This is a genomic window from Sphingomonas colocasiae (genome assembly GCF_019880585.1).
In the GTDB taxonomy this organism is placed as follows: domain Bacteria; phylum Pseudomonadota; class Alphaproteobacteria; order Sphingomonadales; family Sphingomonadaceae; genus Sphingobium_A; species Sphingobium_A colocasiae.
In genome coordinates, this window is sequence record NZ_JAINVV010000002.1 from 1 (window position 1) to 26451 (window position 26451).

Genomic DNA, 26451 nt, shown 5'->3' on the forward strand with positions numbered 1-26451 from the left:
TTGCTCCGCCCCGGGGCGCTCACGTTGTGCGGCGGCCGCCCCCCGGCGAAACTGTAAAGAAATGTTTCCTGTCCGGTCATTTTGACGTGTAATTTGTGCAACGCACAAATTTCGTTAAGTTTTAAGCATCACACCGATCGGGTCATGATGCTCAGATTCAACAATTTGTTACGCGACCGACATGGTGGCGTCTCGGTCATCGGGGCGTTGTCACTGGTGTCGGTCATCGGCATTGCCGCGCTCTCGATCGAACTGGGGCAAGGTTATCAGGCCAAGGTGACGACCCAGGCGGTCGCGGACAGCGCCGCTCTGGCGGCTGCCGTCGCATTCTCGCACAACAAGCAGGACGCGATACTCACCCCGACCGCGAACAGCGTCGCCAACGCCAACGGTATCGCGACATCGGCCGTGACCGTCACCCAGGTGAGCAATTACAGCGCGGATGTTGATGCTGCGGTTCGCGTTGTCGTTCGCCGGAACATTCCGCTCTACTTCGCCCGGATATTTTCGACCGGTCTGAGTTACACGGTGTTGTCCGAAGCCGTGGCGCCGCTCAGCGCGAGCACGACTCCCGCCTGTTTCATCGCCCTCCTGCCAAGCGGAACGGGGATCCAGCTTTCGGGGGGAACCCGCATCAATGCACCGAATTGCGGCATCAATTCGAACGCCGCCATTGCCGTGACCGGCGGATCCGGGATCACCGCCAAGGCCACGAGCGCTTCGAAGGCGACGACGGTTTCCGGCGGCAGCATCATCACCGCCGACACGGTGACGTCAGGCAACGGCGCGACCGTGCAGGCGGGCAGCACCATCACGGGATCGCAGAAAACCCAATCGAACAGCACACCGGATCCGATGGCGGGCAGCACCGCGATCGCTGCGGCCCAGGCGAAACTTGGCAATTTCACCGAGCCTCAAGTGCCGAGCGTGCCGACGGGCGAGGATCTGACGCTCGGCTATTATCCGACGACCATGACCTTCCAGGGGCGCAGTGCATCGCTCGTGAATGGCACATGGACCTTTCCGGCAGGGACCTACAATATCCGCAATCTCAATACGCAAAGCCTGACATTGAAGATCGAGGGGCCGTCCACCGTTACCGTTTCGGCTGGTGTTACCGTGGGCGGCGGCGGCAAGCTGATCATCGGTGACGGTCCGGTTTCGATCAAGGCGCCGATCACCCTGGGTGGCGGCACGTCGATGACGATCGGCGCGGGGCGGCATCATATCGGGCAGATCACGCTCAGCGGCGGATCGAAAGCGCAGATCGGCGCGGGCGATCTGGACGTCAACGGCGCCATCCTGATCGATGGCGGCGGCAGTTCGATGACGGTGGGAGCCGGCAATTACGCGATCGGCCGCAACGGATCCGGAACCGCGATCAACCTGTCCGGCGGCAGCACGCTTGTCTTTGGGGATGGAACCTTCAGTGCAAATGGTTCGATCACCACGAGCGGCGGCAGCGGCATCACCTTCGGAGCGACCGCGAACCACCTGATCAACGGCAATCTCTCGCTTCAGGGCAGTTCGACCTTCGGCGCGGGCACCTATACGATCAACGGCTCGTTCACGAACAATACCGGCGGCAAGATCACCGGCAGCAACGTCTCCTTCATCCTGGCGGGAACGCTCAACATGGCTGGTGGGACCAATGTGATGCTGACCGCCCCGACCACATCGCAATGGGGCATACCGGACCTGCTGTTCGCAACCACCAGCAGTGCGGCCACGCGCCTGGCCGGCGGTTCGCAGAACCAGTTCGGCGGCATGCTGCACCTGCCCAATTCGGATCTCGACATGACGGGCGGGGTCAGCGCGACCGGCCGTTGTTTCATGGTCGCGGCCCGGACGATCACGATCGCCAGCGGCCCATCCGCCGCGACCTATTGCGACTCCATGGGCAGCGGGAGCAACGGCGTGACGACGATCCGGCTGGTCCAATGAGGCGGAGGCTGAATGGAAAGGGGCTGGGGCGTGACCGGCGGGGTGTTGCCGCGGTCGAGTTCGCACTCTGGTCCACGCTGATTTTCCTCGCACTGGTGCCCGTGCTGGATTTCGGCGTCTATCTGCTGACGGGGAGCCGGCTTGCGGCAACGGTGCAGCAGGCATCGATCCTGGCGTTCAACATGCGCGATCAGGATGTGATCGATACCGCGCCGTTGACCGCCTATGTCGCGGCTTCCGGCAGCGGTGTGACGGCTTCGGTTGTCTGCAATGGTGGGGCCGCTTCGTGCGGTGCGCGCAAGGCCGACCGGCAATGTGCATGCGTTACGGGAGTCTCGACCTATTCGAGCACGAGTTGTGCCGGATCGTGCGGCAATGGCTCCAAGCCGGGATTCTACCTGACGGTTCAGGCCAGCCGATCCTATTCGGCGTCCGTCGTTCCGGGCAGCTTCCTCGAAGGCGACAGGGTCAGCCGTGCGGTGACGGTGCGGCTGCAATGATCGTGCGTCGACTTGGGCGCGCGGTGTTCGCCGACAGACGGGGCGCGAGCGCGGTGGAATTCGCGCTGGTGGCGCCGGTGCTGTTCGCCTTCATCATGCTGCTGATCGAGGGCGGCCGGATGGAATGGACCCGGCAGGCGATCCAGGAAGTGGCGGTGAATACCGCGCGCTGCATGGCAGTGGGCAAAAGCGAGTGCGCCAGCAACGCCCAGATCATCCAATATGCGCGATCGCGCGGCCGTGACTGGGGGGTGTCGCTGACCGCCGCGACGATCACGCCCAGCGTGAACCAGACGTGCAATGCGGTGGCCGGCATGCGCCGCGTGGATATCAATCTGCCCTATCGAACCGTGGTCGCCCTGTTGTTCCCCGGTGTTCCGCGTCAATTGCGGGCCTCCGCCTGTTTTCCGGCGATCACCTGAGCGGGCGAGAAGGCCTCAACTTCCGGACAGCGCGTCCAGCAGGGTATTCGTCAATGCCTCGGCATCCGTGGCTTTCGCGAAGCTGTGCGAATTGCTGTCGATCTCGACGATCGTCACATGAGCCGCGCTGTGATTGCCCCAGGCATCGGCGAAGGCGAGGGCGGTGGCGTCTCGCCGGGCAAGAACGATCCGGATGGGGCGGGGGGCGGCCGCGATCGCGGTTCGCATCCGTTCGGCCAGTCCGCCCGATGGCGCCTTGGCGGCGACCGCGCGAAGCCCCTTGAAGACTTTGGCGATGTTGACGCCGCCGCGCAGCAGCCGCAGCCATTCGCGCGGATCGAGCAGTTTTTCGCGATAGCGGGCCTTGATCGCGGCGGCAGGCGGCATTTCGCCGAGAGTCTCGATCACCCAGGGATTGGCGAGGACAAAGGCATCGATACCCAGATCCGCGCCGAACAGCGCGAGCGTGCTGGCCCCGTCGCAATTGCCGAAACCCACCAGCCGCGACATGTGCGGCGCAGCGGCGCGGAAGGCGGCGACGGCGGCGGCCAGATCCGCGCCCCCGGTTTCGAAACCGCCATTCTCGCCGGCCGCATCGCCAACACCACGCCGATCGTAACGAAAGACCGGATGGCCGGCGGCGGCGATCCGCGCGGCGAGGGCGGACATATTGCCGTGCGATCCGCTCAGCGTTTCGTTCCCGCCGGAAACGATCAGCAATCCGCTTCGGGCTGGCGCCTCATCCAGCGCGGCCGCCAACTGTACGCCCTGGCAGGACAGATTCAGCCATTGGCGCATGTTTTGATCCAGTCTGCGATGTCCGCCGCAATCGACTCTGAAAGAACGGGATCATGTTCCGGTTCGCTGCGCCGCCAGAGCGGCTGGCCGGGCAGTTTGATGTCGGCTGGCTGGGCATCGGTCGAGAGACGCGCCACGCGCAGCGGCGCGGAATCGGTGGTCGTTGCGGCTTTCAGCGCGCGGATGAAGCCCGGTGCGATGCGATATCCGGCGACCTCGAACGGCGCGGAAAGCGCCTGTGCCTCGACTTCGGCGGCGGTCGCCGCGCCGCCGTCCTCGCGGTCGGCAGCCAGGCGGATGCGCACCAGATCGCGCAACAGTGCCGATCCCTCCGCAGGCGCCATGCGCCACCGGGTTTCGACGTCGACCGCGCCATCGAGCAGCGCGCCGCCGCGAAACGATACGGCGTGAGCGGCGCCCGTCACGGCCGCCGCGGCGGCGGCGGCGCCTGTCCAGTCGTGCCAATCGAGCGAATCGAGGGGTGTCAGGCTTTCCAGCGTGCCGGGCATATCGGGCAGCACGCAGCGATAACCCTGCCGGCCGAGCGCGCGCATCGTCTCGATCAGCAGATGCCGGGTCCGGTTCGCTTCCTCGAAAAAGGGCGCGAGAAACAGGATGACTGGGCCATTCGCCCCGATCTCGGCGATCCGCTCCCGCCCGCCGCGCCATTCATAGCTGCGCCAGGCGGCAGGCAGGTCGCTCACCCAAGCGCCTTTTCGCGCGCGAAGGCGACCAGATTGCCGAAGCTTTCGAGCATCTCGCCATCGACCTCGTCATCGTCGATGATCACGCCCAGCCGGTCCTCGATCTCGGTCAACAGCCCCGCCACCGCCATCGAATCGAGTTCGGGCAGCGCGCCGAACAGCGGCGTCGAATCGGTGAATCCCGCCAGCCGTTCATGGCTGATCCCCAGAATATCGTGCAGAACGCCGCGGATCGCCGCGTCGATTTCGTCAGCTTCTCCAGACCCCACGTGAATTTCCCGTTTCTAGAGTGTCGGTTGCGCCTATAGCGTGCTGCGCGAAATGTGAACGCGCAGCATTCTGTAATTATTTATTGCCGCGTCGCTTTTGCGGAAAACCGGTTCCCACTTTTCCGCACGGCGCTCTAATCAACCGAGCCGCGCCGGACAAGCCGAGCGAGCCTGGCCTTCGCTGCACCCGCCAGTCCGCGCAAGGTACGGAGATTGTGAAGGTCGATCTGCTCCAGCGGGCGTGACCGGTCCATCCAGTCCGCCTTGTAGCGGTCATTGCCGGTCCCGTAATCGATCGTGGCGATGCCGCCGTCGATGACGTGCTGGAACAGCGCGGCGCTCAGCAGCGAGCCGGGCGAGTGTTCGGCGGCGTCCTCTACATAGGCGAGCTTGTGGATGATCGCGGTGCCGTTCTCGACGGTCCAGAGCTGCGCCGCGACGGCACGGTCTTCGATATAGGCGATCCCCATGCGAAGCGTGCCCGCTGTCCCTTCCGCTTCGGCCATGGCGCGCAGGAACTCGGGCGAACCTTCGTCGCCTTTCCAGCTTTGCGCGTAGATTTCCTCATAGGCGGCCCAGGCGCGGTCTTCGAACCGGTCGAGGATCTCGACAGAGACGATCCCCTTCTTGCCTTTTCGCTGTACGGTGCTGCGCACCTGCCCAGGGCGTTCGGCCCAATAGGTGGGGAAATCCTTGTCGGTCAGGTCGGCGATCCAGTTGACCGTCGCGGGCGCGCGCGATGCCGCCCAGCCGCGCTTCGAAAAGGCGCGGGCGATCAATTCAGCGGTGCCGTCCTCGAGGGGCACGGGCCGCAGCGTGATCCGGCTGACGCCAAGCCGCCGGGCCTTCAATCGGGCGGCGATCGCGATCAGCAGCCGCAATTTCACCGCTTCGCTGGGATTGCCGGTGAAAACGGGCCGGAAGGCGAGGGTATACCAGCTCGCCAGCCCCGTCAGCCCGCCCGATTCGGTGCGCGCCAGGAACAGCCAGGCCTGCGCCTTCTCGCTGACCGCGCGGACGACGAGCGGGCGGACTCCGGGCGGGCAATGCGCCCATATCCTGCGGAACCATTCGAGCCGGTCGAACAAGGCGGGCTGCGCCGCGCGATCCAGCGATCCGCGTGCTGCCGCCTCCACGGCGTCGAAATCGTCGAAATACTCGCCCTTAACCCACAATGCGCTATGTCCCTCTGGAACACGACAGAAAATGCGGAGCAACAGTGCTGCAGCCCGATCCCGTACCACAGCCGCTAGACCATATTCTCGCCAAAGGCGATGCCCATGCGCCCGCGCTCGTGCTTCGTTCCGGGACGCTCGACTATCTGGCGCTCGATGCGCTGGTCGGTCGCGCCGCCGCCGGGCTGCGCGCACGCGGGCTTGTCCCCGGCGATCGTGTCGCCGCCTGGCTGGCCAAGACCCGGCTCGCCTGCATCATGCCGCTCGCGGCCGCCCGCGCCGGGCTGATCTATGTACCGCTCAATCCGCTGCTGAAGCGCGCGCAGATCTCGCACATCATGGCGGATTGCGGCGCCAGGCTGTTGATCACCAACGAGAGCCGGGCGGCGAGCCTGCAGGGCGGCGATGTGAATTGCCCGGTGGAAACCGACGAGGACGCGATCTTCGCCGACGATGCGCTGCCGCCATCCTCCGCGGACCCATCGGATGTCGTCGAGATCCTCTATACCTCGGGCTCTACCGGCCGCCCCAAGGGGGTTGTGCTCAGCCACGCCAATCTCTGGCTGGGCGCGATCAGCGTCGCGCATTATCTGAAGCTGGCGCCGGCGGACCGCACATTGTGCGTCCTGCCCTTCAGCTTCGATTACGGCCAGAATCAGCTTTTCAGCACCTGGGCGGCGGGCGGATCGGCGATCCCGCTCGATTATCTGACGCCGCGTGACGTCATCAAGGCGATCGGGAAACACGGCGTGACGACGCTGGCAGGGGTACCGCCGCTCTGGGTTCAACTCGCCGAAACGTCCTGGCCCGAAGGCGTGCCGCAACTGCTTCGGCGTCTCACCAATTCGGGCGGTGCGGTGCCGGTGCCGCTGGTCAGGAAATTGCAGGCGCTGTTCTCCAATGCCGATCTCTATCTGATGTACGGGCTGACCGAGGCGTTCCGTTCCACCTATCTCGATCCCGCATTGGTCGATTCGCATCCGGGATCGATGGGCAAGGCGATCCCGTTCGCCGAGATCCTCGTCGTCCGTCCGGATGGCAGCATCACCGACGACGGGGAGCCGGGCGAACTCGTCCATGCCGGCCCGTTGGTGGCGCAAGGCTATTGGCGCGATCCCGAACGCACCGCCGAACGCTACAAGCCGGCGCCGGCCGAGTCGGAAATGGGCGGAACCGCCGTGTTTTCGGGCGATCGCGTCGTGCGTGACGTCAACGGACTGCTCAGCTTCGTCGCCCGCGCGGATGAGATGATCAAGTCGGCCGGCAACCGGATCAGCCCGACCGAAGTGGAGGAAGCCGCGATATCGAGCGGTGCCGCGATGGAAGCGGTCGCGCTGGGCGTGCCCGATGAGCGACTGGGGCAGGCGATCCTGCTGATCGTCCGGCCCTTCGGCGATGAGGCGGAGGAACGGTTGCGATCCTGGCTCAAGGCCGAATTGCCCGGCTATATGCAGCCGCGTGATATCCTGCTGCGCGAGGAATTGCCGCGCAATCCGAATGGGAAGCTCGATCGTGCCGCCATTCGCAAGGAGCATGGCGCATGAAGCCGATGGGTCAGGTTCCCGCCGATCTCACCGGCGAGGATGGCGAATTGCTGATCGCCGGCCGCCGCGTCACCGATATCGTCGAACAGGCGGGGAGTACGCCGCTGTTCGTCTATGATCTCGGCATCGTGCGGCGGCGCTTCGACGCGTTGCGCGCCGCGATGCCGCCGGCGCTGTCTCTGCATTATGCGATGAAGGCCAATCCCTATCCGCCGCTGCTGGCAGCGATGACCGGGATCGTCGACGGGATCGATGTCGCCTCGGTCGGCGAGATGCGCCTCGCCCTGTCCGCCGGCGCGGTGGCCGGACATATGTCCTTCGCCGGGCCGGGCAAGCGAGATGAGGAGATCGAGGCCGCGATCGGTGCCGGCGTCACGCTCAATTGCGAATCCGAGGGGGAGGCGGAGCGTGCCTTCGCGATTGGTGACCGCATTGGCGCGCCGCCGAGATTGGCGGTGCGCGTCAATCCCGATTTCGAACTCAAGGGATCGGGCATGCGCATGGGCGGGCGCCCGACCGCATTCGGCATCGATGCCGCGCGCGTGCCCGCACTTGTCCGAAGGATCGCGGATCGTGGCGCCCAATGGCGCGGCTTCCATATCTATAGCGGGTCGCAGGCGCTCGATCCCGAAGCGCTGATCGAAACCCAGGCCGCCACCGTGGCGCTCGCCGCGCGGCTGGCGGAAGAGGCGGGCATGCCCCCGCCGCACGTCAATCTCGGCGGCGGGTTCGGCATTCCCTATTTCCCCAATGAGGTGCCGCTCGATATCGGGCGCATCGGCGCGGCGCTGGCCGAGACGCTGGAATTGCGGCCCGCGGCGTTGGCGAATACGGATTTCGCGATCGAGCTCGGCCGCTGGCTGGTCGGCGAATGCGGCGTCTATCTCGCGCGCGTGATCGATCGCAAGCAAAGCCATGGCGAGACCTTCCTGGTCACCGATGGCGGCCTGCATCATCAACTCGCCGCCAGCGGCAATTTCGGCACTGTGGTGCGGCGCAACTATCCGCTGGCCGTCGCCACGCGGTTCGGCGCAGAGGTTGAGGAAAGCGCGACTGTGGTCGGCTGTCTTTGCACGCCGCTCGACGTTCTGGGCAATCAAACGGGATTGCCGCGCGCCGATGTCGGTGACATCATCGCGGTGTTCATGGCCGGCGCCTATGGTGCCAGCGCAAGCCCCTCGGGCTTCCTAGGCCACGGTCCCGCAAGGGAAATTCTGCTCGGCAACTGACGTCATCGCGCCGATTAACCATCGATCCTAACAGAATTTTCACCTTTTTCCGGCACAAGCCATCGCATCTTCGGACCACTCCATGCGCGCCGACGGGCGCGGTGGAAATGGCCCGGAATGGGCGAAAAGGTGAAGATGATGCGTGGTTCGGGCAGGATCTCCAAGCTGATGCTGGGCGCTGGCATGGCCGCGCTTTCGCTGTCCGGATGCGCCAGTGGCCCATCCGGCGGCGGTCAGCTTCCGCCCGCCGCCTTTGTTTCGATGCAGGAAGGGCCGGGTGAGGATTATATCATCGGCCCGCTCGACCAGCTCACCATCTTCGTCTGGCGCAACCCCGAACTCGGGGCCAAGGTCCAGGTTCGCCCCGATGGCCGCATCACCACGCCGCTGATCGCCGACATGCCCGCCGTCGGCAAGACGCCGGCGATGCTGGCGCAGGATCTGAAGATCCAGCTCGGCGAATATATCAAGGATCCGCTGGTCTCGGTCATCGTCGACAACTTCTCCGGCACCTATTCGCAGCAGATCCGCGTGGTCGGTGCGACCGAAAAGCCCGCTTCCTTGCCTTATCGCGCCAATATGACGCTGCTCGACGCGATGATCGCGGTCGGCGGCCTCTCCGAATTCGCCGCCGGCAATCGCGCGCGCCTCGTCCGCTTCGACAAGGCGACGGGCAAGCAGCGCGAATATCAGCTCAAGATCAGCCGCCTGCTCAAGCAGGGGGATGCGTCCGCCAACGTCCGCCTCGAACCCGGCGACGTCATCATCATTCCGGAAAGCGCGTTCTGACCGCGGCCTCCAGGGGGACGATAGACACTCATGAACGGCCTTTTCGAGGAATTGCGGATCCTGCTGCACGGCGTGTGGCATCGTCGCTGGATCGTGCTCGCCGTCGCCTGGGCGATCTGCCTGGTCGGCTGGCTGATCATCGCGATGATCCCCAACAGCTATGAATCGCAGGCGCGCGTGTTCGTGCAGATGCGGTCGATCCTGCCCGACGCCGGCGGGATCGAGGCGGTTCAGCGGCAAAAGGATATCGATCGCGTTCGCGGCACGCTGACGTCGACCGTCAATCTCGAAAAGGTCGTGCGCGGGACTGATCTGAGCCTGAAGGCGACCAACGACGCCGCGATCACCGCGCGCGCCGGCGGCCTGCAGAAGAGCATCAAGGTCGTCGCCGATCCGCTGCAGGAAGGCACGTTCCAGATCACCGCCACCGCCAAGCAGCCCGACATGTCCGACGCGCAGAACGCCAAGCTGGCGCGCGACATCGTCCAGAAGCTGATCGACATCTTCGTCGAGGAGAATCTGGCGGGCGATCGCGCGGTCAACAGCCAGTCACTCAAATTTCTCGATGCGCAGCTCGCTGAACGCGAAAAGCAGCTTCAGGATGCCGATCAGAAGCGTTTGGCGTTCGAACAGCAGTTCATGGGGCTGTTGCCCGGCGCCGGATCGATGGCCGAGCGGCTTCAGGCATCGCGCGCCGAGATTTCGCGGATCGAGGCCGATCTGGTGTCCGCGCAGAGTGCGCTGACCACGGTCAATGCCCAGATCGCTGGCACCGCCGCCAGCACCGCGGTGCCGGGCGTGCCCGGCATGGCCGGGCCGGCCGCCACGCGGCTAGCCCAGATCGAAGGTCAACTCGCCGATGCGCGCGCGCGCGGCTGGACCGATGCCTATCCCGATGTCGTCGCGCTGCAGAATCAGCTCGGTTCCGCGCGCGCCGCTGCCGCCGCCGAACGGCGCGTGGGTGGCGGGGGCGGGGCCAATGCCGCCAATCCGCTCTATATCTCGCTGCGCGCGATGCAGGCGGAGAAGCAATCGACCGTCGCGGCGCTCAGCGCCCGCAAGAACCAGATCCAGTCCGACATCAACCAGCTTCTTGCCCGGCAGGACGCCGATCCCGGCGTCGTCGCCGAACAGGCGCGGATCAACCGCGACTATGAAGTGCTGAAGCAGCAATATGACAAGATGCTGGCCGATCGCGAACAGGTGAAGCTGCGCGGACAGGTGCAGAGCGAAACCGACGCCGTCAGCTTCAAAGTGATCGACCCGCCCGTGCAGCCGCGCGTGCCGGTGGCGCCCAATCGCATCCTGCTGCTGGCCCTGGTGCTGGTGGTCGGCATTTGCGGCGGACTTGGTACGGCCTTTGCCCTGGGGCAACTCAAGACGACCTACACGACCGCAGAACGCCTCGCCAAGGCGAGCGGGCTGCCCGTGCTGGGATCGATCACGGAGATGCTGACCGACGCGCAGCGCGCCGAGCGACGCAAGCGCATGAAATGGTTCGCCGGCGGAACGGCGGGATTGGCGGGCGCTTTCGTGCTGCTGATCCTGGTCGAGTTCGTCCAGCGCGGCATGGTCGCCTGAGGAGGCTATGGTGAACGAACATACGCCGATCAGGAAACGTGGTTCTCTGCTCGAACGCGCGTCCGAGCAGTTCGATTTCCGCAAGGCGATCGAACAGACCGCACCCGTGCTGCCCAAGGGTTTTGTTGCCAAGCCGGTTCCAGCGCCAGTCAGCGAAGCTGCACCGGCTGTCGCCGCGCCTGTGGCACCCGCCGTTGTCGCGCCTGTGGCGCCAGTGGCTGTGGTGGAGGCGCCGGTCGCGGTCGCGCCGCCTAGCCCCGCGGCACCCGAAACCGGTCCCGTCGTGCAGCCCGAACGGACGGCCGCCGCACCATCGGCGCCGCGCGCCTTTACGGGCCGTTACGGCCGGGTCGATCGCGAATTGCTGCGTGAGGCGGGATTGATCGTGCCAGATGCGCCCGCGAGCGAGCTCAGCGAAGAGTTCCGCATCGTCAAGCGCCAGTTGCTGACCGAGGCGATGGGCGGCGAAAGCGGCCGTCCGCTGTCACGCGGCCGGATGATCCTCGTCTGTTCGGCGCAGCCCAATGACGGCAAGACCTTCTGCGCGCTCAATCTGGCGCTGTCGATGGCGGCGGAGAAGGATCTGGAAGTCCTGCTGGTCGACGGAGACTTCGCCAAGCCGGAGATCGTTTCGACGCTTGGTCTCGAGCCCGGCCCCGGCCTGCTCGATGCGCTGGCCGATCCGGCATTGTCGGTCGAAAGCTGCGTGATCCGCACCGACATTCCGGGTCTTTCGGTGTTGCCGGCAGGCCGGCACACGCACAGCGATACCGAATTGCTCGCCGCCGCCCATGGCCGCGCGGTGCTTCAGGGGCTGCTCGACGTCAATCCGTCACGCATCGTCATTTTCGATTCGCCGCCGGTGCTCGCAGCGTCGCCGGCGTCGGTACTGGCGCTCACCGTCGGGCAGACGCTCGTCGTGGTGAAGGCCGACAAGACCGGAGAAGCCGAACTGCGAGATGCGATCGGCCTGCTTTCGGGCTGCGAAAACATCCAGCTTCTGCTCAACGCCACGACCTATGCGTCGGGCGGGCGGAATTTCGGATCCTATTATGGATATGGAGACTGACCATGCGGGCTGACCAGAAAGCCCTGATCGTCGTCGCATGTCTCGCCTCGGGTGCGATCGCCGCGCCCGCACAGGCCGAGAAGCGCATTTCGCCCTATATCGAGATCGGCCAGGTGGTGGAGGCCGACCTCAATAATGGCGGCGACGTGCTGACCTACACCAATGTGGCGGTCGGCATCGAAGCGAGCGTGCGCAATTCGCGCACCGAAGTGCAGATCAGCTATCGTTACGACCGCCGCTTCGATTACGATCGGAATATCGACGTCAACGAGACGCATACCGGCTTGGCGCGCATCAGCCAGCAACTCGTGCCCAATCTGCTGTCGTTCGAAGCGGGCGGCATCGCCACGCGCTCTCGCGTCGACATTCGCGGCGCCGCGCCGCAGGTCGGCGGATCGAGCTCGAACAACACGACGCAGGTCTATTCGGCCTATGCGGGGCCGACGCTGGCTACCAATCTGGGTGCGCTCGATGTCGGCGCGGCCTATCGTTTCGGCTACACCAAGGTCGAGGATGTGACGACGCTGCGCCTGCCCACCGGGCAGCAGCGGCTGGATGGCTATGATGATGCCACCGCGCATTTCGTGACCGCCAATGTCGGTATGCGGCCCGGCGAATTGCCCGTCGGCTGGCAGATCAGCGGCGCGTTCGAGCGCGAGAATGTCGGGCAGCTCGACCAGCGCTTCGAGGGCAAGTTCATCCGCGGCGACCTGACCGTGCCGGTCTCGCCCACGCTCGCTCTGGTCGGCGGCGTCGGATATGAGGATATCGAGATCAGCCAGCGCGACGCGCTGCGCGACACCAATGGCGCGCCGGTGGTCGGAAACGACGGGCGCTTCATCACCGATCCCGCGTCGCCGCGTCAGCTCGCCTATGATCAGGATGGCCTGATCTACGACGCGGGCGTGATGTGGCGGCCAAGCCGGCGCACGCAGTTGGAGGCGCGCGCCGGGCGGCGCTATGGCGGCACCACCGTCTTCGGCTCGTTCACGCATCAGATGTCGTCCGCATCGGGCGTCTCGGTGGTCGTCTATGACGGCGTCGAGAGCTTCGGCCGGTTGCTTCAGGACAATGTCTCGCGCCTGCCGACCAATTTCAACGTGGCGAGCAGCCGCTTCGGTGGCGGCTTCAACGGCTGCGTCTTCGGCGCGAATGGCGGCGGTGGGGGGGGATGCCTGGACGATGTGTTCCAGTCCATCAACACCGCCAATTTCCGCAATCGCGGGATCACGGGCATCTACACGGCGGCGCGTGGGCCGATCTCGCTCGGGTTCGGGCTAGGCTATGCGCAGCGCAAATATTTCGCGCCGCGCTTCGGCAATGCCTTCTCGCTCGATGGGGTGAAGGATGAGAGCTGGTTCGCCCAGGCCTATTACGGTTATGCGCTGACCGATCACTCCGGTTTGGATTTCAACGCCTATCTCGACTATTACAAGAGCGGCATTCCCAATGCGGAGAGCGTGCTCGGCACCGGCGTCATGGGCACCTATTACCACAATTTCAGCCGCAACCTGAGCGCGAGCGCGACGGGCCAGCTTTATTCGAGCGACCAGAACGGGTTCGAGGACTCGTTGATCGCCTCGCTCTGGCTGGCGATGCGGCTGCAATATTGACGGAAGGCGGACTGAGACGATGTACAGCGACTATTACGGCCTGAACGCCCGGCCTTTCCAGCTTACGCCGGACCCGCGTTTCTATTTCGACAGCGCCACCCATCGCAAGGCGATGGCCTATCTCGGCTATGGCCTGGCGCAGGGAGAGGGCTTCATCGCCATCACCGGCGAGATCGGCAGCGGCAAGACCACGCTGGTCGGCCATCTGATGGCGACGATCGACGCGGCGCGGCTGACCGCGATCAAGATCGTCTCCACCCAGATCGAAGGCGACGACATGCTGCGCATGACCGCGCAGGCGATGGGGCTTTCGAGCGACGGGCTGGAAAAGGCGCAGATCCTGGAACGGATCGAGCGCTTCCTGGTCGGCCAGGCGCAGGAAGGCAAGCGGACGCTGCTGATCGTCGACGAGGCGCAGAACCTGACGGTCTCTGCTCTCGAAGAGCTGCGCATGCTTTCCAACTTCCAGATCGAGGGGCAGGCACTGCTCCAGATCTTTCTGCTGGGGCAGCCCGAGTTCCGCGCGCGGCTCAACGGATCGGAGCGGCTGGAGCAATTGCGCCAGCGCGTGATCGCGACGCATCATCTCGAACCTATGCAGGCCGAGGAGATCGAGCCTTATATCGTCCACCGTCTGTCGCTCGCCGGCTGGACCGGCAACCCGCAGTTCACGCCGCAGGCCTATGCCGAGATGTATCGCCATAGCGAGGGCGTGCCGCGCCGGCTGAACGCGCTGGCGAGCCGGGTGATGCTGTACGGTGCGGTCGAGCAGCTTGGCACGATCGAAGCCGATGATGTCGCTACCGTGATTGCGGACATGGAGGGGGATACCCCGACCGAATCGCTGCGCCGGCCAGCCGCCGTGCCGACGGCGTCGCAGGCCGCGGCTGCGGTCGATGAATCGCTTTCGGCCCGGATCGCCTTGCTCGAGACGCGGCTGGAGGAGCAGGAAACGGCGCTCCGCCGCGTGCTGACTTTGCTGATTGACTGGGCGGAGGCCGATCGCCAGTCGCCCGATCTGTCGCTGATCCGGGAAAGCGCCGCCTGAGGCTCGCCGCGCGTAGGGAGCCACAGATGAACAATGCGCTTTCGGTCGATATCGAGGACTGGTTCCAGGTCGGCGCGTTCGAGACGACCATCTCGCGCGACGACTGGAGCCGGCTTGAGCATCGCGTCGAGCGTAACAGCGACGCGGTGCTCGCGCTGTTCGCGCGCACCGGCGTCAAGGCGACCTTCTTCACATTGGGCTGGGTGGCGGAGCGTTATCCGGCGCTGATCCGCCGCATCGTCGAACAGGGGCATGAGGTGGCCAGCCATGGCTGGGACCATATCCGCGTCTTCACGATGACCGCCGAACAGTTCCGCGCCGATATCGATCGCACGCGCAAGACGCTGGAGGATGCCGGCGGCCAGGCGGTGACAGGTTATCGCGCGCCGAGCTTCTCCATCGACAAGCGCACGCCCTGGGCACATCCGATCCTGGCGGAACAGGGCTATGCCTATTCGTCGAGCGTCGCACCCTTGCGTCACGATCACTATGGCTGGCCCGAAGCGCCGCGCTTCGCTTTTCGGCCGGTCGCGGACAGTCCATTGATCGAACTGCCCGTCACCACCGCGGAGATCGGCGCGCGGCGATTGGCATTGGGCGGCGGCTTCTTCCGCGTTCTGCCCTATGCGCTCACGCGCTGGGCGATCGGCCGCGTCTTCGCCGGTGAACAGCGGCCCGCCATCTTCTATTTCCATCCATGGGACATGGATCCGGGCCAGCCGCGCGTCGCCGATGCGCCGCTGCGATCCAAGCTGCGCCATTATACCAACCTTGCCGCGATGGAAGGCAAGCTGGAGCGGCTGATCGGCGAGTTTCCCTGGGGGCGGACCGATGCCGTCGCCGCCGCCGAAGCGAAGCGCGCGGCATGAACGCGCCATTCTCACTCGCAGCGACGAACATCCGATCGGTCGATTTCTCGGACGTTCAGGACTTGGCGCGCATCGACGCCTATGTTCAAGCGCATCCCGATGGCTCGCCCTTTCACCTCACCGCCTGGGGCAGGGCGGTCGCGAAGGGATGCCGCCAGCGCGCGCATTGCCTGATCGCGGAAAGCGGAACGGGTGTGATTTCGGGCGTGTTACCGCTGACCGAGTTGCGATCGCGCCTGTTCGGCCGCGCCTTGATCTCCAACGGTTTCGCTGTTCGTGGCGGGCCGCTCGCCGATGACGAACGCGCAGGCCGCGCACTGGTCGACGCGTCATGGTCGATGGCGCAAGCTCTGGGTGTGCCGAGCGTCGAACTGCGCGGTCCCGTGCCCGAAAGCCCGGACTGGCAGGTGATCGACGATCGCTACGCCAATTTCTCGCGTCCGCTCGGGCAAAGCGATGAAGCCGATCTCCTTGCCATTCCCCGCAAGCAGCGCGCCGAGGTTCGCCGGTCGCTCGGTTTCGACCTGGACGTGGCGGTCGGGCGAGGGGCGGCGGAGCGCGCGGCGCATTATGCGGTCTATGCCGAGAGTGTCCGCAACCTGGGCACGCCGGTCTTTCCGCGCGCGCTGTTCGATGCGGTGCTCGACAGTTTCGGTGAAGATGCGGACATATTGGTCGTGCGGCAGCAGGGCGTGCCGGTGGCGGCCGTGCTGTCGCTCTATCATGGGGGTGTCGTCATGCCTTATTGGGGGGGCGGCACGCATGCGGCGCGAACATGGCGCGCCAATGACCGCATGTATTACGAGCTGATGAAACATGCGCGTGCACGCGGCTGTTCGCATTTCGACTTCGGACGATCGAAGCCGGGCACCGGCGCCTTCACCTTCAAGAAGAATTGGGGATTCGAGCCCCGGCCACTCAGCTATGCCATGCGTATCGCCGATGGCGCCACGCCGCGCGAGATCAATCCGCTCAATCCCAAATATCGCCTGAAGATCGCGGCGTGGCAGAAACTGCCCCTGCCGGTCGCGAACCTGATCGGCCCGTTCATTTCCAGGGGGCTTGGATGACGGGAGAGATTCTGTTCCTGTCGCACCGCCCCCCCTGGCCGCCCGATCGGGGGGACAAGATCCGGTCCTGGCATCTGCTCGAACGGCTGACCCGGCTGGCGCCGGTTCATCTCGCCTGCCTCGCCGATGACGATGCCGAGGCGGCGGTGCCGCCGCCTGCGGGGCTTGCGCTCGCATCATGCCGCATCGAACCGCGCCGGAAAGGGAAGGCCGCCGCGGCCATATCCGGATTCGCTGGTGGGCGGCCGCTGTTGCTGAGCCTTTTCGACAATGCGGCGTTGCGCGATCATGTACATGATCTGGTCGAGGCCCGGCCGATCAACTGCGTCATGGCCTATTCGGTGCAGATGGCACAGTTCGTGCCCGATCTGAAGGACGGCATCCGCTTCGTCATGGATTTCGTCGATGTCGATTCGGCGAAGTTCGAAAGCTATGCGCGTGACGGCAATCCGCTGATGCGTTTCATCTATGCGCGCGAGGGGCGGCTGCTGTCGGCTTATGAACGGTCGGTCGCGCATCGTGCCGATCTGGGCTTGTTCGTCAGCGATGCCGAGGCTGCTCTGTTTCGAAACCGCGCGGGGCTGGCCGATGATCGGATCCAGCCGCTCTGCAACGGCGTGGATCTCGCCTATTTCGATCCGTCACGCGACCATCAGCGCCCCGATCTTGCCGGTCCGTTGATCATATTCACCGGCCAGATGGATTATCGTCCCAATGTCGAGGCGGTGGCGGGGTTCGCGCGTGACGTCATGCCCCTCATCCGCGCGAGCCGGCCGGATGCCCGGTTCGCCATCGTCGGCCGTCGTCCCGATCCGGCGGTGCAGGCGCTGGCGGAGCTTCCCGGCGTGATCGTGACCGGCGAGGTTCCAGATGTTCGTGGCTGGCTGGCGGCGGCCGATGTGGTGGTCGCGCCGCTCGGCATCGCGCGCGGCGTTCAGAACAAGGTGCTGGAGGCGATGGCGATGGCGCGCCCCGTTGTCGCCTCATCGGCGGCATTCGAGGGGATCGAAGCGCGGCCGGAAGAGGAATTGCTGGTGGCGGATGGTGCCCAGGCACAGGCCGAAGCGGTATTGCGCCTGCTCGATGATCCGGCATTGGCGCATAATTTGGGAATGGCGGCGCGGGCGCGGATCGAGGCGGACTATGGCTGGGGCGCCCGGCTTGCACCCTTGTCCGCGATGGTCGGCCTGACCGATGCGCCGCTGATGGCGGCTGCCGAATGACCGCTTATGCCCCGATCCATGCCGCGCCTGATGGCGCGCTGACGCCATGGCGGCGTCAGTTGCTGTTGCTCGGACTGGCGACGGCGGTGATCCTGATCGCCTTTGGGCGCGATGCCGCCGATATCGCCGATATCTGGTGGCGCAGCGACACGTTCGGCCATTGCCCGATCGTGGCTGTGATGATCGGCTGGCTGGTGTGGCAGCGCCGCGCGCTGCTTGCAGAGCTCACGCCGCGTAGCTGGGCGCCAGGGCTGCTGCTTGTCGGCATGGGGGCGGGGGGATGGCTGTTGGGCGATGCTGCCGGCGTTGCCCAGGCCAGGCATCTTGGCCTCCTTTTCATGCTGCAAGGCGCTGTGGTTTCGCTGCTGGGCCCCTCGGTTTCTCGCGGACTGCTGTTCCCGCTCGGCTATGCGCTGTTCCTGGTGCCGTTCGGCGAGGAACTGGTGCCGCCATTGCAGACGCTCACCGCGAAGATGTGCATGGCGCTGCTCGGCCTGGTCGGGCTGCCGGCGCACATAGACGGCGTCTTCATCACCACACCGACCGGCTATTTCGAGGTGGCGGAGGCGTGCTCGGGCGTCAATTTCCTGATCGCGATGTTCGCCTATGCGGTGCTGGCGGCGCATCTCTGCTTCCGCAGCACGTCGCGCCGCATCGCTTTCGTGCTGTTCGCCGTGACCTCATCGGTGGTCGCCAACGGCGTTCGCGCATGGGGCACGATCTATATCTCGCACCTGACGAGCATCGATTTCGCGGCGGGCTTCGATCATGTCTTCTACGGCTGGTTCTTCTTCGCGATCGTGCTGGCGCTGGTGACGGCGGTGGGCTGGCGCTTCTTCGATCGCTCGATCGACGATCCCGCTTTCGATCCCGCGCGATTGATCGAAGATGCTCCGCCCCGGGCAACGAGTCTCGTCGTTCCGGCCGCGATCGCCGCGATATTGGCGGCGCCGCTGATCTGGTCCGCCGCCATCGCCGCGACCGGACGGGAAGCGCTGCCCAATGTCGTGCAATTGCCGGCGGTGAAGGGCTGGCAACGCGCACCCTACGCGCCACTCACACCCTGGACGCCGCATTTCGCCGGGGCCGATCATCGGCTGCTTGGCCGCTATGTCGACGCGCGGGGCGATGCCGTCGATCTCGCCATCATTCTCTATGGCCATCAGGACGAAGGCGGCGAGCTGATCGGTTACGGGCAGGGCGCGGTCGGCCCCGAAAGCGGCTGGGCGTGGACGACACGGGCGCGCAACCCGGCTGACGGCATGGCGGAACGGATCACCGGGCCTGGGCCGGTGACCCGCGAAGTGGTCAGCTTCTATCGTCTTGGCGGCACCACCACCGGCAGCGCGATGCGCGTGAAGCTGGAGACGTTGAAAACGCGCCTGTTCGGCGGCTCACAGATCGCCGCGGCCGTGCTCGTCTCGGCGGAGGAGCGGCAAGGGCGAAGCGCTCGCCCGGCCATCGATCGCTTCCTTGCCGATCTCGGGCCGGTGGAGCGTGTGACCGACGCACTTGCCGCTGACGCACGCGGCCGATAGTCGGGCCTTATGTGCGGGATTGCCGGTATCTTCCATCTCGATACGCCCAAGCCGGTCGATCCGGCGCGGGTGACGATGATGACCGATGTGCTCGCGCATCGCGGGCCCGACGGATCGGGCGTCTGGACGGCGCCGGGCGTCGGGCTGGGCCATCGCCGTCTGTCGATCATCGATCTGGGCGGCGGCGCGCAGCCGATGATCGGCGAGGATGGACGGATCGCCGTCACCTATAATGGCGAGATCTACAATTTCGCGGAATTGCGCGCGGAATTGCAGGGGCTCGGCCATGTTTTCCGCACCGACAGCGATACCGAAGTGATCCTGCATGGCTGGCGGCAATGGGGCGTGCAGTGCCTGCAGCGCTTCCATGGCATGTTCGCTTTCGCGCTGTACGATTCGGGGCGGCAATGCCTGTTCCTCGCGCGCGATCGGTTGGGTGTGAAGCCGCTCCATCATGCGCGACTGTCCGACGGCAGCCTCATCTTTGCTTCCGAACTGAAGGGATTGCTGGCGCATCCGCTGCTGCGCCGCGCGCCCGATGTCCGCGCGGTCGAGGATTTTCTGGGCCTCGGTTACGTGCCCGACGACAGCTGTATCGTTGCCGGCGTCGAGAAACTGCCCGCTGGCCATTATCTGCTGCTCGAACGCGGCAAGGGCATGGCTGCCCCGATATGCTGGTGGGACGTCGATTTCAGCCGCCGTGCCAATGGTTCGGCGCGCGCGCTGGAGGAAGAACTGACCGAGCGGCTGCGCCAGGCCGTGCGATCGCGCATGGTGGCGGATGTGCCCCTGGGGGCCTTTCTGTCGGGCGGCGTCGACAGTTCGGCGGTGGTGGCATTGATGGCGGAAGCGAGCACCCAGGCGGTCAAGACCTGCTCGATCGGCTTCGATCAGGCAGATCTCGACGAAACCCGGCATGCCGAACAGGTCGCGGCGCGTTTCGCCACCGACCACCGCAAACGGATCGTCGCCGCCGACGATTTCGCGCTGGCTGATCGATTGGCCGACGCGTTCGACGAGCCCTTTGCGGATGCGTCGGCGCTGCCGACCTATCGCGTCTGCGAACTGGCGCGCGAGACGGTGACGGTCGCATTGTCCGGGGATGGCGCGGACGAGGCCTTTGCCGGTTATCGCCGTCATCGCTTCCAGCATGCCGAGGAACGGATTCGCGGTTTCCTGCCGGGCGCGCTCCGCAGCCACATCTTCGGCGGCCTGGGGGCAATCTATCCCAAGGCGGATTGGGCGCCGCGCCCGCTGCGCGCCAAATCGACATTGCTCGGGCTCGCCCGATCGGGCGAGGAAGCCTATGCACTGGCGGTAGGCGTCACCACGCCCGCACTACGTCAGCGTCTCTATACCGACGAAACCCGCCATCTGCTGGACGGGCACCGCGCGGAGGCACGGATCGAGGCCGCCATGCGCAGCGCCCCGGCGCGCGAACCGCTCGACCGTGCGCAATATGCCGACCTCAAGATCTGGCTGCCCGGCGATATCCTCACCAAAGTCGACCGGACCAGCATGGCGGTGAGCCTGGAGGCGCGCGAGCCGCTGCTAGACCATCGCCTGATCGAGTTCGCGGCTTCACTGCCGGTCTCGATGCGGCTGCGCGGCGGCGAGGGCAAATGGCTGATGAAGCGCGCGATGCGCCGCTATCTGCCCGACGATATCCTCTATCGCCGCAAAATGGGCTTCGTGACTCCGATCAGCGCCTGGTTTCGCGGGGCCCTTTCAGGCGAAGCGGAACGGATCGCGCGCGGTGCCGCGCTTGCCGAAACCGGCTGGTTCGACCGCGTCGCGCTTGAAAATGTCGTGCGCGCGCATCTGTCGGGTCGCAGCGATCATGGCCGGCTGCTGTGGCAACTGATGATGCTCGACAAGTCGCTGACCCGGCTGTTCGGCATGGGGCGGTGATGCCTTTGCCAAGTGGATGCTTTTCCACGAGGCGAGATGTTGTGCTCTCTCTGTGTCATCCCCGCGCATGCGGGGATCCAACTTCTTCTTCTTCTTCTTTTTCGGATACTTCGCGGAAAAGCTGGATCCCCGCGTGCGCGGGGATGACAAGGAACGCATGCCTGTTCGGCCGACCTGTCGTCAGGGATAGAGTGCTTCGGCGAAGTAAAGCCCGTCCGGGGGCGCGTTGAGGCCGAGTGCGGCGCGATCCCGCGCTTCCAGCGCGTCGCGCAGATCCTGCGCCCTCCACCTGCCCTGGCCGACCAGCGCCAGACAGCCGACCATCGATCGTACCTGATGATGCAGGAACGAGCGCGCAGCAGCATGCACGTCCAGGCGATCTCCAGTGCACACGACATCGAGCCGGTCGAGCGTCTTGACCGCGCTTTCGGACTGGCAATGCACCGATCGGAAAGTCGTGAAATCGTGCAGCCCCACCAGCATCTGCGCGGCTTCGTGCATCGCTTCAGCATCGAGCGGTGGCGCGATTCGCCAGGCCCGCCCGGCATCGAGCGCGAGCTGCGCCCGCCGTGCGACAATGCGATAGACATAGCGTCGACCGATGCATGAAAAGCGGGCATGCCAATCGTCGGCCACCGGCTCGCACGCCAGGATCGCCACCGGATTGGGCCGGACGCGCGCGTTGAGCGCTTCCATCAGGCGAAAGGGCGTGATCGGCTTCGCGATGTCGAGATGCGCGCGCATCGCCAGCGCATGAACGCCGGCATCGGTACGGCCGGCGGCATGGACGGCGACGCGCTCGCCGGTCACCGCGAACGCGGCGTCCTCGATCGCCTGCTGCACGCTCGGGCCATGCGCTTGTCGCTGCCAGCCCATGAACGGTCGGCCGTCGAACTCCACCGTGAGCGCGAAACGCGTCATCCGAGCCGGGTTCCGGCGGGAATCCGGTATCCGCGCAGCAATTCGGCGGGCGTCATCGCCGCCTTGCCCGCGCGCTGGACGAGCAGGGGGCGGAGAATGCCGGTTGCACAGGCGATGCCGAGCGCATCGTCGACGATCGTTCCGGGCACCCCCGATCCGGGTTCGACCGATGCGGCGAGGATCCGGACACGTTCGCCGCCGAGCTCGAAAAATGCGCCGGGCGCGGGGTTGAACGCGCGGACCTGGCGTTCGGCCGACGTCGCATCGGTGAAATCGATCCGCGCTTCGGCCTTTTCGATCTTCCGGGCATAGGTGACGCCATCTTCGGGCTGGAGGATCGCCGGATGGGCGGCGGGATCGGCCAGCACGCGCACCATCAGCGCCGCGCCATCGGCGGCCAGTTCGTCGGTCAGCATGCCGGCGGTCTTGCCGTCGATCGTGGTTTCGATCGTCGCGCGCATCGGCCCGGTGTCCAGCCCCGCTTCCATCTCCATGACGGTGACGCCGGTGATCGCATCGCCGGCAAGGATCGCGCGCTGGACGGGGGCGGCGCCCCGCCAGCGCGGCAGCAGCGAGCCATGGACGTTCAGGCAGCCCAGCCGGGGCGCCGCGAGGATCGCGCGCGGCAGGATCAGGCCATAGGCCGCGACCACCGCGACATCCAGGTCGAGCGCCGCGAATGCCGCCTTTTCCTCATCGCCTTTCAGCGACAGCGGTGTCCTTACTTCGATGCCCAGCGCCTCGGCGCGGCGCTGGACGGGGGAGGGCTGGAGCGCCTTGCCGCGGCCGGCGGGGCGGGGCGGCTGGCTATAGGCGGCGACGACCTGATGGCCGGCCGCGACCAGCGCGTCGAGCGTCGGCACGGCGAAATCGGGGGTTCCCATGAAAGCGATACGCATGAATGTCTCTCAACCGCTTGGCAGTTGGCAGCGCAAGCCCTTATGTGTCCGCCATGGCCTCTCAAGAGATCGAAACGCTGGCGCAGGCGCTGGCACGGCTTCCCGGTTTCGGGCCGCGTTCGGCGCGCCGGGCGGTGCTGCACCTGATGAAAAGGCGCGAAGCGGCGATGCTGCCGCTGCTGCGCGCGCTGGAAGCGGTGAACGAGCGGCTTTCGACCTGCGATATGTGCGGCAATGTCGATACCAGCAATCCATGCACCGTCTGCGCCGATCCGCGCCGCGACGTGCGCGCTCTCTGCGTCGTCGAGGAAGTGTCGGATCTTTGGGCGCTCGATCGTTCGCGGCTTTTTCCCGGTAAATTCCATGTGCTTGGCGGCCGGCTTTCAGCTCTGGAGGGAGTCCGGCCGGAAGATCTGTCGATCGACAAGCTGCTCCGGCGCGTCGAGGCGGGCGGTATCGACGAGGTCGTGCTGGCGATGAATGCGACGCTGGAGGGGCAGACCACCGCGCATTATATCGCCGAGCGACTGGAACGTTTTCCGGTTCGCCTGACCCAGCTCGCCCATGGCCTGCCCGTGGGCGGCGAGCTCGACTATCTCGACGAAGGAACGCTCGCCCAGGCGTTGCGCGCGCGCCGGCCGGTCAGTTGAACAGTCGCGGTCGTTTCTGACCTTGTTGATGTAAGCTGGTGTTTATTTTGAATTTTGTTGCCTGATTCCGTAGCCGAATGATTGCGCCTGATCGATGACCGTCTGGCGACACGGTGATTGAAAATGCCGATATCAGGCTCTACATCGGCGAAATGGCCATTCTTCCTATCCTAGAGACGCCCGATCCGCGTCTGCGCGTCGTTTCCAAGCCCGTCGAGACGGTCGATGACGAACTGCGCGCGCTGATCGACGACATGTTCGAGACCATGTACGACGCGCCCGGCATCGGCCTGGCCGCGATCCAGGTGGGCGTGCCCAAGCGCGTGCTGGTGATCGATCTGCAGGAACCCGAAGAGGAAGAGGGGCCGCCGGTCCGCCGGCCGATGGTGTTCATCAACCCGGAGATCGTCGATCCGAGCGCGGACCTGTCGGTCTACACCGAGGGCTGCCTGTCGGTTCCCGATCAATATGCCGATGTCGAGCGCCCCGCGACGATCACCGCGCGCTGGCTCGATTATGACGGCAAGCCGCATGAGGAGCGGCTGGAGGGCCTGCTGGCCACCTGCCTCCAGCACGAGATGGACCATCTCGAGGGCGTGCTGTTCATCGACCATCTTTCGCGGCTGAAGCGAGACATGATCCTCAAGAAGCTCGCCAAGGCGCGCAAGGAACGCCGCGCCGCCTGACGTTTCAGCGCTGGCAGCGGATCAGGTCGATCGGCTTGTAGGTCTGGTCGCTCGAAACCGTCATCGTCCTGCCGGCATTTTTGAGCCGCAACCGCATGGTTTCGGCGACTTCGTCGCCTTCGGCGGCGCAGACCGTGTTGATGTCATAGCCATCCGCGACCGGCTTGATCTGCTTGAAGCTGCAATAGACTTCGCCCTTCGTCGTCAGGTCGCGTTCGGTGAAGTGCCAGGGCGGCGATTTGCAGGATTTCTCGTCGACGGCCCACAGGCCCGCAAAACCCGTTTGCGGCACGGCGATCGGCGCGGGGCGCGGTTTCTCAGCGGAGGCGTCGGCCGATGGCGCTTGCGCCGATGGGCCGGCGATGTCGACGGTGACGGCGTCGTTCGAGGCGGCCTGCCGCGACGAATCCGGTTCGCAGGCGGCGAGCATGAGCAGCGCGACGGTGATCGGCAGCAGGATTGTGGGACGCATGGGCATTTAACGGTCGAACCGCATCTTGTTTCCTTTGTCCACCAAGCCTGGCCATTGCCAAAGCTGGAACGAACGGGCAAAGTTCGCTGAATGTTCTTCTCGAGGCAAATATGAGCGAAGCCGTCACCCTGGTCCTGATCGTCGCCGCGATCCTGATCGGCGTGCTGACCGGATGGTGGCTGGGCAGCCGTGGCGGCGCCGCAGTGCGCATCGAGCGCGACCGCTATCTTGAGGATTTCCGCCGCGCCGTCGCCGATCTGGCGGGCATGGAGGAACGCGCGCGCGACGTGCCCCAATTGCGCGAATCGCTGGCGCTTGCCCAGACCGAAGCGGCAGGGTTGCGCGCCGAGCGCGATGCGCGCGAGCGGGCGCTGCAGGATCAGATCAAGGCGCTGATCGAGGCGAAGGATGCCCTGTCGGCGCAATTCAGCGAAGTGGGCGCCCGGTTGCTGCAGGATGCGCAGCGCGTCTTCCTCGAACGCGCCGACCAGCGTTTCCACCAGGCCGGCGAAAAGAGCGAGGAGCGGCTGAAGCAATTGCTCCAGCCGGTCGAGACCACGCTCAAACGCTATGAGGACGGACTGGCGCAGGTCGAGAAGGAACGCGTCGGCAGCTATCGCGAACTGCGCGAGGCGGTCGAACAGGTCCGCGTCGGCCAGGGGCAGGTAAAGGACGAAGCGGCGCGGCTGGTCAACGCGTTGCGATCGAGCCCCAAGGCGCGCGGGCGCTGGGGCGAACAGTCGCTGCGCAACGTGCTCGAACAGGCGGGATTGTCGCCGCACGCCGATTTCCGGTCCGAGGTTTCGGTCGATACCGATGATGGACGCCTCCGGCCCGACGTCGTCGTCAGCCTGCCGGGCGGGCGCGAACTGGTGATCGATGCGAAATGCTCGCTCAATGCCTATCTCGATGCGAGCGACGAGGTCGATGAGGGCGCGCGCGCGCATCATCTGAAACTGCATGCCGCATCGATCCGCAACCATGCCCGCCAACTTGGTGAGAAGAGCTATTGGGAGCGGTTCGGCAAGGCCGCCGATTATGTGGTGATGTATATTCCCGGCGAGCATTTCCTCTCGGCCGCGCTCGAACAGGATGATGGTTTGTGGGACTGGGCGTTCGATCGGCGCGTGCTGCTGGCGACGCCCACCAACCTCGTCGCGATCGCCCGCACCGTCGCCAGCGTCTGGCGGCAGGAGAAGCTGGCGGAGGAGGCGCAGCAGATCGGCGCACTCGGCAAGGAGATGTACGAGCGGCTTTCGACCGCCGCGTCGCACCTCCGCCGCGTCGGCGGGGGCCTCAACAGCGCCGTCGAAAATTACAACAAGTTCGTCGCCAGCTTCGAGGGGCGCGTGCTCGTCACCGGCCGCAAGTTCCGCGACCTGAATATCGAGACCGGATCGCGCGAGATCGAAGACATAGAGAGCGTCGATACGCTGGCGCGCGAGCCGCTCGACATGCTGCCCAATCCGGAAAACGATCGGGCGGAAGCGGCGGAATAAACAAGCCTCTTGCTGCGCGGGCGAAGAT

At 65.6% G+C, this 26451-nt stretch carries 25 protein-coding genes; 18 read left to right on the forward strand and 7 right to left on the reverse strand.

What is annotated here, in order from left to right; translation table 11 throughout:
- The first annotated feature begins 144 nt into the window (after positions 1–144).
- Genes K7G82_RS03170 through K7G82_RS03180 form a run of 3 tightly spaced genes read left to right on the forward strand, consistent with a single transcriptional unit; the run spans position 145 to position 2866 of the window.
- Positions 145–1944 carry a pilus assembly protein TadG-related protein gene (locus K7G82_RS03170; RefSeq protein WP_222988398.1) on the forward strand — a complete coding sequence of 600 codons (1800 nt, stop codon included), beginning with the start codon at positions 145–147 and terminating at the stop codon, positions 1942–1944.
- A complete protein-coding gene (locus K7G82_RS03175; protein WP_222988399.1) occupies positions 1941–2444 on the forward strand; it encodes a TadE/TadG family type IV pilus assembly protein in 504 nt (167 codons plus the stop codon). The genes K7G82_RS03170 and K7G82_RS03175 overlap by 4 nt, the downstream gene beginning before the upstream one ends.
- Positions 2441–2866: a TadE/TadG family type IV pilus assembly protein gene (locus K7G82_RS03180; RefSeq protein WP_222988400.1), complete on the forward strand. Its 426-nt coding sequence runs from the start codon at positions 2441–2443 to the stop codon at positions 2864–2866. The genes K7G82_RS03175 and K7G82_RS03180 overlap by 4 nt, the downstream gene beginning before the upstream one ends.
- Before the next feature lie 15 nt (positions 2867–2881).
- On the opposite strand, the gene K7G82_RS03185 is transcribed toward K7G82_RS03180, so the two are convergent.
- The 4 genes from K7G82_RS03185 to K7G82_RS03200 all read right to left on the reverse strand — a co-directional run bounded on the left by K7G82_RS03185 (position 2882) and on the right by K7G82_RS03200 (position 5812).
- Positions 2882–3664, reverse strand: a complete 783-nt coding sequence (locus tag K7G82_RS03185) for a hydrolase 1, exosortase A system-associated (RefSeq protein WP_222988401.1) — start codon at positions 3662–3664, stop codon at positions 2882–2884.
- Positions 3649–4368, reverse strand: coding sequence for an alpha/beta hydrolase family protein (locus K7G82_RS03190; RefSeq protein ID WP_222988402.1), 720 nt, complete (start codon positions 4366–4368; stop codon positions 3649–3651). Before K7G82_RS03190 ends, K7G82_RS03185 begins: the two co-directional genes overlap by 16 nt.
- Positions 4365–4637: an acyl carrier protein gene (locus K7G82_RS03195; protein WP_222988403.1), complete on the reverse strand. Its 273-nt coding sequence runs from the start codon at positions 4635–4637 to the stop codon at positions 4365–4367. Before K7G82_RS03195 ends, K7G82_RS03190 begins: the two co-directional genes overlap by 4 nt.
- A 134-nt stretch (positions 4638–4771) precedes the next feature.
- The gene (locus K7G82_RS03200; RefSeq protein ID WP_222988404.1) at positions 4772–5812 is read right to left on the reverse strand and encodes a GNAT family N-acetyltransferase; all 1041 of its coding nucleotides are present in this window, start codon (positions 5810–5812) and stop codon (positions 4772–4774) included.
- On the opposite strand from K7G82_RS03200, the gene K7G82_RS03205 reads away from it, so the two are divergent.
- The 12 genes from K7G82_RS03205 to K7G82_RS03260 all read left to right on the forward strand — a co-directional run bounded on the left by K7G82_RS03205 (position 5812) and on the right by K7G82_RS03260 (position 21296).
- Positions 5812–7356 (forward strand): acyl-CoA ligase (AMP-forming), exosortase A system-associated, encoded by a 1545-nt coding sequence (locus K7G82_RS03205; protein ID WP_222988405.1) that lies wholly within the window; start codon positions 5812–5814, stop codon positions 7354–7356. The two genes, K7G82_RS03200 and K7G82_RS03205, sit on opposite strands and share 1 nt — an antisense overlap.
- Positions 7353–8585: a pyridoxal-dependent decarboxylase, exosortase A system-associated gene (locus tag K7G82_RS03210; protein ID WP_222988406.1), complete on the forward strand. Its 1233-nt coding sequence runs from the start codon at positions 7353–7355 to the stop codon at positions 8583–8585. The genes K7G82_RS03205 and K7G82_RS03210 overlap by 4 nt, the downstream gene beginning before the upstream one ends.
- A 168-nt stretch (positions 8586–8753) precedes the next feature.
- A complete protein-coding gene (locus tag K7G82_RS03215; protein ID WP_425517241.1) occupies positions 8754–9374 on the forward strand; it encodes an XrtA/PEP-CTERM system exopolysaccharide export protein in 621 nt (206 codons plus the stop codon).
- Between the two features lie 30 nt (positions 9375–9404).
- Positions 9405–10955, forward strand: a complete 1551-nt coding sequence (locus K7G82_RS03220; RefSeq protein ID WP_222988407.1) for an XrtA system polysaccharide chain length determinant — start codon at positions 9405–9407, stop codon at positions 10953–10955.
- 7 nt (positions 10956–10962) lie between these two features.
- Positions 10963–12024 carry an AAA family ATPase gene (locus K7G82_RS03225; RefSeq protein WP_222988408.1) on the forward strand — a complete coding sequence of 354 codons (1062 nt, stop codon included), beginning with the start codon at positions 10963–10965 and terminating at the stop codon, positions 12022–12024.
- 2 nt (positions 12025–12026) lie between these two features.
- A complete protein-coding gene (locus K7G82_RS03230) occupies positions 12027–13637 on the forward strand; it encodes a hypothetical protein (protein ID WP_246623234.1) in 1611 nt (536 codons plus the stop codon).
- Positions 13638–13656: 19 nt separating this feature from the next.
- Entirely contained in the window at positions 13657–14685 is a 1029-nt protein-coding gene (locus tag K7G82_RS03235; RefSeq protein WP_222988409.1) for an XrtA/PEP-CTERM system-associated ATPase, read from the forward strand.
- A 26-nt stretch (positions 14686–14711) separates the two neighbouring features.
- Positions 14712–15554: an XrtA system polysaccharide deacetylase gene (locus K7G82_RS03240; RefSeq protein ID WP_222988410.1), complete on the forward strand. Its 843-nt coding sequence runs from the start codon at positions 14712–14714 to the stop codon at positions 15552–15554.
- Positions 15551–16624 carry a FemAB family XrtA/PEP-CTERM system-associated protein gene (locus K7G82_RS03245; RefSeq protein WP_222988411.1) on the forward strand — a complete coding sequence of 358 codons (1074 nt, stop codon included), beginning with the start codon at positions 15551–15553 and terminating at the stop codon, positions 16622–16624. The genes K7G82_RS03240 and K7G82_RS03245 overlap by 4 nt, the downstream gene beginning before the upstream one ends.
- A complete protein-coding gene (locus tag K7G82_RS03250; protein WP_222988412.1) occupies positions 16621–17847 on the forward strand; it encodes a TIGR03087 family PEP-CTERM/XrtA system glycosyltransferase in 1227 nt (408 codons plus the stop codon). Before K7G82_RS03245 ends, K7G82_RS03250 begins: the two co-directional genes overlap by 4 nt.
- On the forward strand, positions 17844–19385 hold the full coding sequence (gene xrtA / locus K7G82_RS03255; protein WP_222988413.1) for an exosortase A: 1542 nt from the start codon (positions 17844–17846) through the stop codon (positions 19383–19385). The genes K7G82_RS03250 and xrtA overlap by 4 nt, the downstream gene beginning before the upstream one ends.
- A 9-nt stretch (positions 19386–19394) precedes the next feature.
- Positions 19395–21296: an XrtA/PEP-CTERM system amidotransferase gene (locus K7G82_RS03260; protein ID WP_222988414.1), complete on the forward strand. Its 1902-nt coding sequence runs from the start codon at positions 19395–19397 to the stop codon at positions 21294–21296.
- Positions 21297–21476: 180 nt separating this feature from the next.
- Here K7G82_RS03260 and truA read toward each other — a convergent pair whose 3' ends face one another.
- Both truA and fmt read right to left on the reverse strand, forming a co-directional pair.
- Positions 21477–22217, reverse strand: coding sequence for a tRNA pseudouridine(38-40) synthase TruA (gene truA, locus K7G82_RS03265; protein ID WP_222988415.1), 741 nt, complete (start codon positions 22215–22217; stop codon positions 21477–21479).
- Positions 22214–23116, reverse strand: coding sequence for a methionyl-tRNA formyltransferase (fmt, locus tag K7G82_RS03270; protein WP_222988416.1), 903 nt, complete (start codon positions 23114–23116; stop codon positions 22214–22216). Before fmt ends, truA begins: the two co-directional genes overlap by 4 nt.
- Positions 23117–23169: 53 nt before the next feature.
- On the opposite strand from fmt, the gene recR reads away from it, so the two are divergent.
- Both recR and def read left to right on the forward strand, forming a co-directional pair.
- On the forward strand, positions 23170–23766 hold the full coding sequence (recR, locus tag K7G82_RS03275) for a recombination mediator RecR (RefSeq protein WP_222988417.1): 597 nt from the start codon (positions 23170–23172) through the stop codon (positions 23764–23766).
- A 152-nt stretch (positions 23767–23918) separates the two neighbouring features.
- Complete coding sequence (gene def, locus K7G82_RS03280) at positions 23919–24452, forward strand: peptide deformylase (RefSeq protein ID WP_222988509.1); 534 nt, start codon at positions 23919–23921, stop codon at positions 24450–24452.
- A gap of 4 nt (positions 24453–24456) precedes the next feature.
- Here def and K7G82_RS03285 read toward each other — a convergent pair whose 3' ends face one another.
- Positions 24457–24924, reverse strand: coding sequence for a hypothetical protein (locus K7G82_RS03285; RefSeq protein WP_222988418.1), 468 nt, complete (start codon positions 24922–24924; stop codon positions 24457–24459).
- Between the two features lie 110 nt (positions 24925–25034).
- On the opposite strand from K7G82_RS03285, the gene K7G82_RS03290 reads away from it, so the two are divergent.
- The gene (locus K7G82_RS03290; RefSeq protein ID WP_222988419.1) at positions 25035–26423 is read left to right on the forward strand and encodes a DNA recombination protein RmuC; all 1389 of its coding nucleotides are present in this window, start codon (positions 25035–25037) and stop codon (positions 26421–26423) included.
- Positions 26424–26451 lie beyond the last annotated feature (28 nt).